This is a genomic window from Sporosarcina sp. USHLN248 (assembly GCF_037144575.1).
Lineage (GTDB): Bacteria > Bacillota > Bacilli > Bacillales_A > Planococcaceae > Sporosarcina > Sporosarcina contaminans.
On the sequence record NZ_JBBCZC010000066.1, the window covers coordinates 1 to 11,306 of the forward strand.

At 42.4% G+C, this 11,306-nt stretch carries 12 protein-coding genes, 1 tRNA gene and 1 rRNA gene; 12 read left to right on the forward strand and 2 right to left on the reverse strand.

The features are described from left to right. From rrf to tsaD, 6 genes are all read left to right on the forward strand, one after another. A 5S ribosomal RNA gene (gene rrf / locus WFH04_RS17270) occupies nucleotides 1-109 on the forward strand; the annotation flags it as partial. A gap of 105 nt (nucleotides 110-214) precedes the next feature. Next, nucleotides 215-290, forward strand: a tRNA-Asp gene (locus WFH04_RS17275). Between the two features lie 164 nt (nucleotides 291-454). Beyond that, nucleotides 455-910 (forward strand): tRNA (adenosine(37)-N6)-threonylcarbamoyltransferase complex ATPase subunit type 1 TsaE, encoded by a 456-nt coding sequence (gene tsaE, locus WFH04_RS17280; protein ID WP_336825446.1) that lies wholly within the window; start codon nucleotides 455-457, stop codon nucleotides 908-910. Next, complete coding sequence (gene tsaB, locus WFH04_RS17285) at nucleotides 907-1,614, forward strand: tRNA (adenosine(37)-N6)-threonylcarbamoyltransferase complex dimerization subunit type 1 TsaB (RefSeq protein WP_336825424.1); 708 nt, start codon at nucleotides 907-909, stop codon at nucleotides 1,612-1,614. Before tsaE ends, tsaB begins: the two co-directional genes overlap by 4 nt. Beyond that, nucleotides 1,607-2,056, forward strand: coding sequence for a ribosomal protein S18-alanine N-acetyltransferase (gene rimI, locus WFH04_RS17290; protein WP_336825426.1), 450 nt, complete (start codon nucleotides 1,607-1,609; stop codon nucleotides 2,054-2,056). Before tsaB ends, rimI begins: the two co-directional genes overlap by 8 nt. Beyond that, nucleotides 2,056-3,075 carry a tRNA (adenosine(37)-N6)-threonylcarbamoyltransferase complex transferase subunit TsaD gene (gene tsaD / locus WFH04_RS17295; protein ID WP_336825428.1) on the forward strand — a complete coding sequence of 340 codons (1,020 nt, stop codon included), beginning with the start codon at nucleotides 2,056-2,058 and terminating at the stop codon, nucleotides 3,073-3,075. The genes rimI and tsaD overlap by 1 nt, the downstream gene beginning before the upstream one ends. A gap of 335 nt (nucleotides 3,076-3,410) precedes the next feature. On the opposite strand, the gene WFH04_RS17300 is transcribed toward tsaD, so the two are convergent. Continuing rightward, the gene (locus WFH04_RS17300; protein WP_336825430.1) at nucleotides 3,411-5,336 is read right to left on the reverse strand and encodes an ATP-binding cassette domain-containing protein; all 1,926 of its coding nucleotides are present in this window, start codon (nucleotides 5,334-5,336) and stop codon (nucleotides 3,411-3,413) included. A gap of 266 nt (nucleotides 5,337-5,602) precedes the next feature. Here WFH04_RS17300 and WFH04_RS17305 point away from each other — a divergent pair, with 266 nt between their 5' ends. The 4 genes from WFH04_RS17305 to WFH04_RS17320 all read left to right on the forward strand — a co-directional run bounded on the left by WFH04_RS17305 (nucleotide 5,603) and on the right by WFH04_RS17320 (nucleotide 7,949). Continuing rightward, complete coding sequence (locus WFH04_RS17305; RefSeq protein ID WP_336825432.1) at nucleotides 5,603-6,253, forward strand: redox-sensing transcriptional repressor Rex; 651 nt, start codon at nucleotides 5,603-5,605, stop codon at nucleotides 6,251-6,253. Between the two features lie 68 nt (nucleotides 6,254-6,321). Continuing rightward, complete coding sequence (gene tatA, locus WFH04_RS17310) at nucleotides 6,322-6,516, forward strand: twin-arginine translocase TatA/TatE family subunit (protein WP_336825434.1); 195 nt, start codon at nucleotides 6,322-6,324, stop codon at nucleotides 6,514-6,516. A 17-nt stretch (nucleotides 6,517-6,533) separates the two neighbouring features. Beyond that, nucleotides 6,534-7,328, forward strand: a complete 795-nt coding sequence (gene tatC, locus WFH04_RS17315) for a twin-arginine translocase subunit TatC (protein ID WP_336825436.1) — start codon at nucleotides 6,534-6,536, stop codon at nucleotides 7,326-7,328. Nucleotides 7,329-7,454: 126 nt separating this feature from the next. Next, a complete protein-coding gene (locus tag WFH04_RS17320; protein ID WP_336825438.1) occupies nucleotides 7,455-7,949 on the forward strand; it encodes a Yip1 family protein in 495 nt (164 codons plus the stop codon). 163 nt (nucleotides 7,950-8,112) lie between these two features. Here WFH04_RS17320 and WFH04_RS17325 read toward each other — a convergent pair whose 3' ends face one another. Then, nucleotides 8,113-8,847, reverse strand: coding sequence for a CPBP family intramembrane glutamic endopeptidase (locus WFH04_RS17325; RefSeq protein WP_336825440.1), 735 nt, complete (start codon nucleotides 8,845-8,847; stop codon nucleotides 8,113-8,115). A gap of 180 nt (nucleotides 8,848-9,027) precedes the next feature. Here WFH04_RS17325 and groES point away from each other — a divergent pair, with 180 nt between their 5' ends. Then, entirely contained in the window at nucleotides 9,028-9,312 is a 285-nt protein-coding gene (gene groES / locus WFH04_RS17330; RefSeq protein WP_147059641.1) for a co-chaperone GroES, read from the forward strand. Nucleotides 9,313-9,418: 106 nt separating this feature from the next. After that, the gene (gene groL, locus WFH04_RS17335; RefSeq protein WP_336825444.1) at nucleotides 9,419-11,050 is read left to right on the forward strand and encodes a chaperonin GroEL; all 1,632 of its coding nucleotides are present in this window, start codon (nucleotides 9,419-9,421) and stop codon (nucleotides 11,048-11,050) included. Nucleotides 11,051-11,306 lie beyond the last annotated feature (256 nt).

Sequence of the window (11,306 nt, forward strand, 5' to 3'; positions counted from 1 at the left end):
GCGATAGCGAAGAGGTCACACCCGTTCCCATCCCGAACACGGAAGTTAAGCTCTTCAGCGCTGATGGTAGTGGGGGGCTTCCCCCTGTGAGAGTAAGACGTCGCCAGGCAACCCATATCTTTTCGACATAGATTCTTTGGTTAGAATTGATCACTATTAAAGAAAATGCAGTTAATGAACCTTATATTCTTTGTCGAGAAGTATACATAATTTTGGTCCCGTGGTGTAGCGGTTAACATGCCTGCCTGTCACGCAGGAGATCGCCGGTTCGATCCCGGTCGGGACCGCCATTTAATTTTACATGTCAACCGATTCTTCCTAAGAATCGGTTTTTTGTTTTATAAAATGAATTTTGATTGAATATAAGTGTTATGTAATTGAAGTATACAAAAGGCTTTCCCTAAGAGTGTAATTTCGATACACTTAAGCAAAGCTGCGATGAAAGGAAATGAATATGCGGAAAGAAATTGAGGTACATTCACAGCAGGAGACAGAGATTGTTGCTGAGCGGTTAGCAGCTTTGCTTACGCCGCCGGATGTCGTTTTATTGGAAGGTGATCTTGGAGCGGGTAAGACGACTTTTACGAAAGCCCTTGCCAAAGGATTGGGTGTTAAAAGGAATGTGAATAGCCCAACGTTTACGATCCTTAAGCAATACGAAGGAGAACAGTATCCTTTTAATCATTTGGATGTGTACCGTCTTGCTGACAGTGATGAGGATATAGGCTGGGATGAGATTTTTTATGGAGATGCAATTTCCGTTGTGGAATGGGCACATTTAATTGAAGAAAATTTGCCGGAAGAGTATATGGAAATCCGGATTATATATAGCGGAGAAACGTCTCGGAAGATGGTATTTGTTCCAAAAGGCGAGCGTTTTGAAAGAATTTGTGAGGCGATGACGTTATGATTTGGTTAGGGATTGACACGGCGAATACGCCATTGTCGATTGCGATTGTAAAGGATGGAAAATTGCTTTCAGAAGTGAATACATCGGTGGCTGTTAACCATTCCTTGCAGGCAATGCCAGAGATTGAGGATTTATTTAAGCGTGTAAAATTGGAGCCTGATGAGATTGATGCAATTGCGGTTTCAGAAGGTCCAGGTTCGTATACAGGCGTGCGAATTGGCGTGACAATCGCCAAAACATTAGCATGGACGTTGAAGAAGCCACTTGTTGGTGTTTCAAGTTTACAAGTGTTATGTGCGAACGGGTTGTATTTTAATGGTGTGCTATGCCCTGTAGTAGATGCAAGAAGAGGCAATGTATATAGTGCGATTTACGAGTATAAGGATGGACAGCTGCTTTCTTTACTGGATGATGGTCATTATTCAATGAATGATGTTTTACAGGCAGTTGTTGATTTGAAACGTCCGGTTTTATTCATAGGAAAAGATGTTGGTTTGCATGAGCAAGCGATTGTTGAAAAGTGTGAAAACGTGACGATTGCTCCGTATACTGATCAGCTTCCGAGGGCATCAAAGTTGATTGCGATAGCGGAAAAGGTGGATCCGGAGAGTTCGGTTCATGCCTTCACACCTGAATATCGCCGAATTGCGGAAGCGGAAGCGAATTGGTTAAAACAGCAACGGAAGGAACAAGACAGTGAGTAAGACGATTGTATATCGAAAAATGACGGTTGAAGACATTCCAGCTGTTGTGGAGATTGAAAAAGAGGCTTTCCCGACTCCTTGGACAGAAGAGATATTTGAGCATGAGATGACGAGTAATGATTACGCGCATTATATTGTTGCGGTCGATGGGGATACGGTTGTCGGTCATTGTGGCATGTGGGTTGTACTGGATGAGTGTCATATTACGAATGTTGCTGTGCGCAAGTCTTTAAGAGGATATGGAATCGGAGAGGCGCTTATGCGAAAGGCGATTGAATTGTGTGAAGCGAATGACGTTAAATTAATGACGCTTGAAGTGCGAGTGAGTAATGATCCTGCGAAAAATTTATATCGGAAATTAGGATTTCAAGACGGCGGGATTCGAAAAAATTATTATACGGACGACCATGAAGATGCGCTCGTCATGTGGGTGGAATTATGATGGAAAAAGACGTGTATATTTTAGGAATTGAAACGAGTTGTGATGAAACAGCGGCATCTGTTGTGAAAAATGGACAAACTATTATCTCCAATGTCGTTGCTTCTCAAATCAAAAGCCAGCAGCGTTTTGGCGGTGTCGTGCCGGAAATTGCGTCCAGGCACCATGTTGAGCAAATTACATTCGTTATTGAAGAGGCTTTACACGAAGCGAAATTATCACCTTCGGATTTGGATGCAGTAGCTGTAACGGAAGGACCTGGACTTGTAGGTGCGCTGTTGATCGGCATTAACGCGGCGAAAGCTTTTGCGTTTGCCAACAAGCTGCCGATCATTGGTGTTCACCATATTGCCGGTCATATTTATGCGAATCAGCTTATGCAGCCGATGGAGTTTCCGTTACTTGCGCTAATCGTGTCAGGCGGACATACAGAGCTTGTATTAATGAAAGATCATGGATCATTTGAATTGATCGGCGAGACGAGAGACGATGCTGCAGGAGAAGCGTATGACAAAGTTGCCCGTGTATTAGGCTTGCCGTATCCGGGTGGGCCGCAAATTGATCGGTTGGCGCTCGAAAGCGATGAAGCAGTTGAGTTTCCACGTGCATGGTTGGAGCCGGACTCTTATGATTTCAGCTTTAGCGGCTTGAAGTCCGCGGTTATCAATTATAAGCATAATGTGGAGCAGCGGGGCGGCACGGTTAATGATCAGGCAATCGCTGCTGGATTTCAGCAAAGCGTCGTTGACGTTTTGACTGAAAAGACGGTAAGAGCAGCGGAGGAGTTTAAAGTAAAACAAGTGATTGCTGCGGGCGGTGTCGCTGCAAATAAAGGTCTGAGAAATTCATTAGAAAAAACGTTTAAAGAGAAAAACATTCCGTTTTACGTGCCGCCGATTGCGCTTTGTACGGACAATGCGGCGATGATTGCGGCTGCAGGCACGATGATGTATTTGGAAGGTGAGCGAGGCACATTGTCGATGAATGGCAGGCCTGGAATGCCACTTTCCTCTTGGAAATAAAACAATGGAAGCAGAAAGAATCGTCGAATTTTGGCGGTTCTTTTTTCATTTCAAACGTCAAAGGTAAACGCATTTGTCAAGAGGGAACGTCCGTACTTATTCACATTTGTGGATAAGTTGTTTATAACTAATGATTTTTTGTCTAATAGTCCATTCGTTTTTGGATAACTTTGTGGGTAAAAAATGATATTTATGTGGATAATGTTCATAAGTAGTTTATATCCTATTATACCGTGATTTGCTTTGTGGATAAGAATGTGGAGAATGAACACACTATTTTCATCAAAAAAGTAAGAAAGCTGCCGAAATGTGATGCTCATTTCGACAGCTCTAATTTATTGTAAGTTTTCCAATTCCTCTTGATAGGAAAGCCATTCATCGCCAAGCAGGTCATGCTCAGCCTGATAATGATCGATTTGTTCCTGCAGTTCCATTAGTTTGACGTGATCATCTGCATAATGTGGATTCAGTAGTTCTTCTTGCAGCGAAGCGATCTTTTCGTCCAACTCTTCCATTTTCTTTTCAGCATCGGCAATTGCTCTCGTCAGTCGTCTTTCCTGTCTTTGCAATTCACGATTTTCTTCCTGCCGTTTTACCGGCTCCGCAGATTTTCTTTGAACCGCATTTTGTTCTTCCAATAGTTCGTTCAGTTCCGTTTTCTTTTCAATGAAATAATCATAGTCGCCAAGGTATTCGATGACGCCTTCTGGACCGACATCGATCACTTTTGTCGCGAGTCGGTTAATGAAATACCGGTCATGCGAAACGAAAAGAATGGTGCCTGGGAAATCATCCAATGCATTTTCAAGCACTTCTTTGCTATCCAAATCTAAGTGGTTCGTTGGTTCGTCCAATACGAGTGTATTCGCTTTTTGCAGCATCAGCTTTGCAAGGGATAGTCTCGCCTTTTCTCCACCTGAAAGTGTAGTAACAGGCTTTTCAACATCCTCTCCTGTGAAAAGGAATCTGCCCAAAATGGAGCGAATATCTTTTTCATTCATCATCGGCCATTCATCCCAAAGCTCATTGAGCACAGTGCCGTTTCCGATAATGGTAGCCTGATTTTGATCGTAGTAGCCAAACTGGACGTTCGTACCGTATCGGATGGAACCTGCCAATGGTTTTTGTTTGCCAACAATCGTCTTTAGCAACGTAGATTTACCGATACCGTTCGGTCCAATGATCGCAATCCGATCGGCTTTATAGGCATGCAGCTTGATATGTTGGGAGACAGGCTCCTCATAGCCGACTGATACGTCATCTAATGTTAGTACATCGTTGCCGCTTGGACGTTCAATTGTGAAGGCGAAGGAAGCGGATTTTTCATTGCCTTCCGGAGCATCCATCCATTCCGTTCGCTCCAAAAGCTTCCGGCGGCTTTTCGCCATTTTGGAAGTGGAGGCGCGTGCAATGTTTTTTTGAATAAACTCTTCTAACTTCGCTTTTTCAGAAGTTTCCCGTTCGTATAGCTTTTTGTCCCGTTCATAGTTCTTCGCTTTTTCATATAGATAAGCGCTATAGTTGCCACTATACTTCGTCACTTTTTTGCGTGATACTTCATAGACAATCGTCACGACTTGATCTAAAAAGTATCGGTCATGGGATACGATTAAAATAGCGCCTTCATACGACAATAGGTATTTCTCAAGCCATCCTAATGTTTCAATGTCCAAATGGTTAGTAGGCTCATCCAAAATTAAAAGATCAGGCTTGCTCAATAACATTTTAGCGAGAGCTAAACGAGTTTTTTGCCCGCCGGAAAGAAGATTGACTTGTTTATCGTAATCTTCTTGGTAGAAACGCATTCCATGCAATACGGATCGCATATCAGATTCGTATTGGTAGCCGCCAGAATCTTTGAATTCAATTTGGAGTGCGTCGTATTCTTTCATGACCCGATGATATTCTTCCTCATCTTCATATACAGCAGGATCGGACATTTGCAATTCTAACGCACGTAGTCTATTTTCAAGCTCCAATAAAGGTTTAAAGACAGTGAGCATCTCTTCCCAAACAGTAAGCGTGGAATCGATTCCTGCATGTTGCTCCAAATATCCAATGCGCACACCTTTCGGCAATATTAAATCTCCGCTGTCGGCTGACATTTCGCCGGCTATAATTTTAAGGAGTGTGGATTTACCTGCACCGTTGCGGCCGACAAGCGCGACACGGTCTCTGTGCTGCACTTCAAGACGGACGTTTTCTAATATATTTGTTCCAGAAAAGGACTTCGTAAGTCCATTCACTTGTAAAATGATCATGATCGCACCTCTATTCTTATTTAGTGTAATCGAATGTAGAGATCGGTGCAACGGGGCGGCTTTACAGAAAGTGTGAACTGCTGTACGATGGAAACGGTCTACCTTTATTCAATACCATTCATGCGAATGAAGGGCTCTATGCCATTTTCACGTATTTTAAGCTCGACTCAGCAGACGTCCCCAAAGGTGGGGTGCCATTGCCCTGTCGAGATACTTTTCCGGTGACCGGAGAAAGCACTTTACGATGCATGCCAAGGAGGTACAAAATGGCAGAGGTAACATCAAAAATTCCACAGGCTACATCTAAGCGCCTTCCATTATATTATCGGTTCCTTCAGAACTTCGCGAATGCCGGCAAAAAACGCATATCATCCAGCGAGTTAAGCGAAGCGATGAAAATTGATGCGGCTACCATTCGCCGCGACTTTTCCCATTTCGGTGCGTTAGGCAGGAAAGGCTACGGCTACGATGTAATGGACCTTCTCCATTTTTTCCGCCAAGCACTTGATCAAGATGAAGAAACGGATGTCGCCCTAATCGGAGTAGGAAGTTTAGGAAATGCTTTTCTAAAATATAATTTCCAAAAGAACCATAACACTCGAATTGTTGTTGCATTCGACCCGAAAGCGCCAGAAACTGGAACGACCGTTAGCAATATCCCGGTCTTTCATCCGGATTTAATTGAAGAAAAGATTATGGAGATGGGAATCGACATTGTTATTTTGACAGTTCCTGCTCGGGTGGCACAAGAAATTGCGGATAGATTGGAGAAGATCGGTGTGAAAGGAATTCTCAATTTTACCCCGGTTCGCCTTTCCGTTCCCGATTCGATGCGTGTGCATACGATCGATTTATCTATTGAATTGCAGGCATTAATTTATTTCATTAAAAATGACGTAAAAGATTCACAATTATAATGCTGCTGTCAATAGTAATACAAGCATTTTTCGTGTAGAATAGACATATTATGAGGGAGGTGTCCGAAATGGCTCCAGGTGTAACGAGTTTAATTTTAATTGCAATAATTGCATTACTCATTTTTGGACCTAAGAAGTTGCCCGAAATTGGAAAAGCAGTCGGCTCTTCATTGCGTGAATTTAAAAATGCAACTAAAGGCCTCGCATCGGATGATGATGAAAAGGCGCAAAAGATTGAAGACAAGAAAAACGACGTGCAATAAGTAAGGATGTCTGTCCGATGAAAGAAAAAAATTTAACCGTCATTGAGCATATAGATGAAATTAGAAAACGGCTGATAGTTATCGTCGTTTTCTTTGTTATTGCGGTAATTGGCAGCTTCTTTTTGGCCAAGCCGATTATTCATTTTTTACAGGATCGAGCGGGAAATGTCGATTTTCACGCATTTACTGTCGTTGATCCAATTGTAATTTACTTAAAAGTAATCGTTTTCTTGGCGATTGTATTGATTTCGCCAGTCATTATGTATCAATTTTGGTCTTTCGTCTCGCCGGGCTTACATGAGACGGAAAGGCGAGCGACGCTCAGCTATATACCTTATGCGTTTCTTCTTTTTATCGGAGGGATAGCATTTTCATATTTTGTTCTTCTGCCGTTTGCGATGAATTTCATGATGAACCTATCTGCAGATTTGGACATTCAACAGACGATCGGCATTAATGAATACTTCACATTTCTATTCCAAATTTTAATCCCGTTCGGTATCGTGTTCCAGCTGCCGATCGTTCTCTTGTTTTTATCTCGATTAGGCATATTGGATCCGAAATTGTTAGCGAAATTCCGGAAGTATTCCTATTTTGGCCTGTTCGTCATTGCGGCATTCATTACGCCGCCAGACATTATGTCACATCTATTAGTGACGGTACCATTGTTCATCCTATACGAAATTAGTATTTTGATAAGTAAGGTTGGTTATCGAAAATATTTGAAGGCGGAGAAGAAGCGTAAGTTAGAAGAAGTGAAAGCCGAGCAACAACGGCAAATTGATGAAGTGATGAGTAAACTAAATAAATAAAATGAAGTCCGCTTTTGAAGCTACCTTCAAGGGCGGTTTTTTTATCGTGTAATAAAGTAGGAAAGTTCTGTATAATAGATATAGATGTTCATTGGGGCATAGTTTGAACAAAGAGAGGGGAAATGCATGAATCCTTTAATTTCCATTTGGAGTCGGCCGACGGATACACTTCGATATATGCTTAAGGAAAAGACGGCTCGCTATGGATTTTTCATCTTTTTCTTGGGGACAATTGGTAGTGGTTTTTTCGTCTCAGCATCAACTGGTTTGTTCGATGGTTTGCCGCTACTTGCGATTGTCTTACTAGCGTTCTCGTCAAACTATATCGGTGCGTTATTAGGATGGTGGCTCTCGTCTGTACTCTATACATGGATTGGGAAATGGCTTGGGGGAACTGGCACGTTTAGCGATATGGCACGTATCGTTCCTGCAGGCACGATTCCGATCATATGGCTCGCTCCTATGAATTTTTTATTGTTAGCTGTTTACGGGAGTCGTCTATTTGAAGCTCCAACAGATCCCTTAATTCCTATCAATTTGCCAATTGGGATTTATTTTTTAACGAATATGATTTCCATTGGCGTTGGAATTTATGGACGGTCATTTCGTGTAAAGGAATAGGCCTCGTTCATGGCTTTTCTGCATGGCGAGGATTAGGTGTCCTAGCAATTGTGTTCGCATTTGGTGTTGTTTTAGGAGTAATACTGATCTTTTTCCTTGTTTTTTCGCTCTTTTCTTCATTTTAAAAATAAAACTGCCTCCCACGTATTTGGAAGGCAGTTTTTTATTGGAAGAAAATAATAATTGCTTGCTTCATTTTTTGAATTTCTTCCAATTTGTCTGCATTCAATTGTGCAATGGTCACAAAGCCGTTCATGAGCATATGGGAGATCATCGGTGCCCAAATGCGCTGAGTGTAATAATAAATGAACGCGAAGATGAGGCCTGGCGTCATGTACATGAGCAAATGTTCAAATTCGTTGTGGACAGCTGCGAAGATAAGACCGCTGGCAATGGCGGCTATCCAGAAGTTCGTTTTTGTATAAATACCACCGAACAGCACTCGTCTAAAAACGAGTTCTTCTAATAGAGGGGCGAAAATCACGATGGAAATAATAATAATTGGCGCTACTTTTGCTATATTTCCTAAATCGGATGTGTTTTGCGAACCAGGCATAATGCCAAGAGACATTTCAATTATAGCAGCGAGCATTTGGCCGGCCATCGCGAGTAAAAATCCTAAGACGCCCCATAATATTGTTTTCCCAAAGGAAGCTTTTTTTCCTTTTTTGAAGATGTTCCAAAACTTTTTATTGCGTGTCGTCATGAAAAACATGATCGGGGCGGCAATTACGTTTGCAATGAAAAGCCCCCAAGCAATGCCATACATAATCGCATCGAGCTCACTCATGCCGCTAGTTTGGAAATAGCCGATAAACATGTCTCGAAGCGGAAGGCTTCCGAATTGCATCAATAAATAAATGGCGACGATACTTATGTAGATTTTCCAATTTTTCATTAATAACGTCCTTTCTTATGATGTCCATTTTAGCGGTTATAAGAAAGTTTAGCAAAGAGAAATAGATGCGAGTATTTTACTTGCAATTATTGGACAACTTTATTATGATAGGAAATGTATTAGCACTCGTGATTACTGAGTGCTAAAAAAGAAGATATCATGTCGAGGAGGTTGTTTCACTTGTTGAAACCATTAGGTGACCGTATCGTTATCGAACTAATCGAAGCGGAAGAAAAGACATCAAGCGGTATCGTACTGCCGGATTCTGCGAAAGAAAAACCGCAAGAGGGCAAAGTCGTTGCGGCAGGAACAGGGCGCGTTCTTGAGAACGGCCAGCGTGTCGACTTGGAAGTAAAAGAAGGCGACCGCATTATCTTCTCAAAATATGCTGGTACTGAAGTGAAGTATGAAGGCAATGAATATTTAATCTTGCGTGAAAGCGACGTTTTAGCCATCATCGGATAAATAGTTCAGCATATGCCCTTACTTTGTAAGTGGAGGTTGGATGTAAGTTTACGATGATCTTTGAAGGCTCATAGAAAGATACGAAAAATCAGGAGGGAATTCATAAATGGCTAAAGAAATTAAATTTAATGAAGATGCTCGCGGCGCAATGCTGCGTGGTGTTGATACACTTGCGAACGCTGTAAAAGTGACGCTTGGGCCAAAAGGGCGCAACGTTGTTTTAGAGCGTAAATTCGGTTCTCCACTTATTACGAACGATGGTGTGACAATCGCAAAAGAAATTGAACTTGAAGATGCATTCGAAAATATGGGTGCGAAATTGGTTGCTGAAGTTGCTTCCAAAACGAACGAAATCGCTGGTGACGGAACAACGACTGCAACAGTATTGGCGCAAGCGATGATCCGTGAAGGATTGAAAAACGTAACAGCTGGTGCAAACCCAGTCGGTATCCGTAAAGGAATTGAAAAAGCGGTTGTAACAGCAGTTGAAGAATTGAAAGGCATTTCTGATGAAATCGAAAGCAAACAAGAAATCTCTCAAGTTGCTGCAATTTCATCAGGCGACGAAGAAGTCGGCAACTTGATCGCTGAAGCGATGGAGCGCGTTGGCAACGACGGCGTTATTACAATCGAAGAATCAAAAGGATTCACAACTGAGCTTGATGTTGTAGAAGGTATGCAATTCGACCGCGGTTATGCATCTGCATACATGGCAACAGACACTGATAAGATGGAAGCGGTTCTTGAAAACCCTTATATCTTAATTACTGACAAGAAAATTGCGAACATCCAAGAAATCCTTCCTGTACTTGAACAAGTCGTTCAACAAAGCAGACCGCTTCTTATGATCGCAGAAGACGTTGAAGGCGAAGCACTTGCAACACTTGTTGTCAATAAACTTCGCGGTACATTCAACGCAGTAGCTGTTAAAGCTCCTGGATTTGGTGATCGTCGTAAAGCGATGCTTGAAGACATTGCCATCTTAACTGGCGGTCAAGTCATTACAGAAGATCTTGGACTTGATTTGAAATCTACTGATATTACACAACTTGGACGTGCAGCGAAAGTCGTTGTTACGAAAGATCATACGACAATCGTTGAAGGAAACGGCGATACAGATGCAATCAATGCGCGTGTTGGCCAAATCCGCGTACAACTTGAAGAAACAACTTCTGAGTTCGACAAAGAGAAACTACAAGAACGCCTTGCAAAATTGGCTGGCGGCGTAGCGGTTATCAAAGTCGGCGCAGCGACAGAAACAGAGTTGAAAGAGCGTAAACTTCGCATTGAAGACGCATTGAACTCTACTCGCGCTGCAGTTGAAGAAGGTATCGTATCCGGCGGTGGTACAGCATTAGTGAACGTTTATACAAAAGTTGAAACATTGCTTGAGTCCACTGAAGGCGACGTGGCAACTGGCGTGAAAATCGTTCTTCGTGCACTGGAAGAGCCGGTACGTCAAATCGCAACAAACGCTGGCCTTGAAGGCTCAATCGTTGTCGATCGCCTAAAACGCGAAGAAGTCGGCATCGGCTTCAACGCTGCAAACGGCGAATGGGTCAACATGATGCAAGCAGGTATCGTAGACCCGACAAAAGTAACTCGTTCAGCTCTACAAAACGCAGCTTCTGTAGCGGCTATGTTCCTATCAACTGAAGCAGTCGTAGCAGACTTGCCTGAACCACCAGCAGCTGGCGGCGGCATGCCTGATATGGGCGGCATGGGCGGCATGATGTAAGGAAAACTCTAAGCCCTTGATATACCAAGGGTTAGAGCACTTATCATCAAACCGTGGTCATTTTATTGGTCATAAGCTACACAAAATCACCTTAAATATGGAAGCCTTTCATTAATTCGCTGAATTTTTGAGAGGCTTCTTTTTCTGGTTCTATAATATTTGTTGGGGTATTCACACAAATATTATAGAACCCCAAAAAAGCACGTAATCACCATTTCTTTTATACTTGAATTGTCGAGAAACAAGTAAACGAAAG

Coding starts and splice junctions, on each gene's coding strand:
- tsaE (WP_336825446.1), top strand. CDS start 455: ATGCGGAAAGAAATTGAGGTACATTCACAGCAGGAGACAGAGATTGTT.
- tsaB (WP_336825424.1), top strand. CDS start 907: ATGATTTGGTTAGGGATTGACACGGCGAATACGCCATTGTCGATTGCG.
- tsaD (WP_336825428.1), top strand. CDS start 2,056: ATGGAAAAAGACGTGTATATTTTAGGAATTGAAACGAGTTGTGATGAA.
- WFH04_RS17300 (WP_336825430.1), bottom strand. CDS start 5,336: ATGATCATTTTACAAGTGAATGGACTTACGAAGTCCTTTTCTGGAACA.
- WFH04_RS17305 (WP_336825432.1), top strand. CDS start 5,603: ATGGCAGAGGTAACATCAAAAATTCCACAGGCTACATCTAAGCGCCTT.
- tatA (WP_336825434.1), top strand. CDS start 6,322: ATGGCTCCAGGTGTAACGAGTTTAATTTTAATTGCAATAATTGCATTA.
- tatC (WP_336825436.1), top strand. CDS start 6,534: ATGAAAGAAAAAAATTTAACCGTCATTGAGCATATAGATGAAATTAGA.
- WFH04_RS17320 (WP_336825438.1), top strand. CDS start 7,455: ATGAATCCTTTAATTTCCATTTGGAGTCGGCCGACGGATACACTTCGA.
- WFH04_RS17325 (WP_336825440.1), bottom strand. CDS start 8,847: ATGAAAAATTGGAAAATCTACATAAGTATCGTCGCCATTTATTTATTG.
- groL (WP_336825444.1), top strand. CDS start 9,419: ATGGCTAAAGAAATTAAATTTAATGAAGATGCTCGCGGCGCAATGCTG.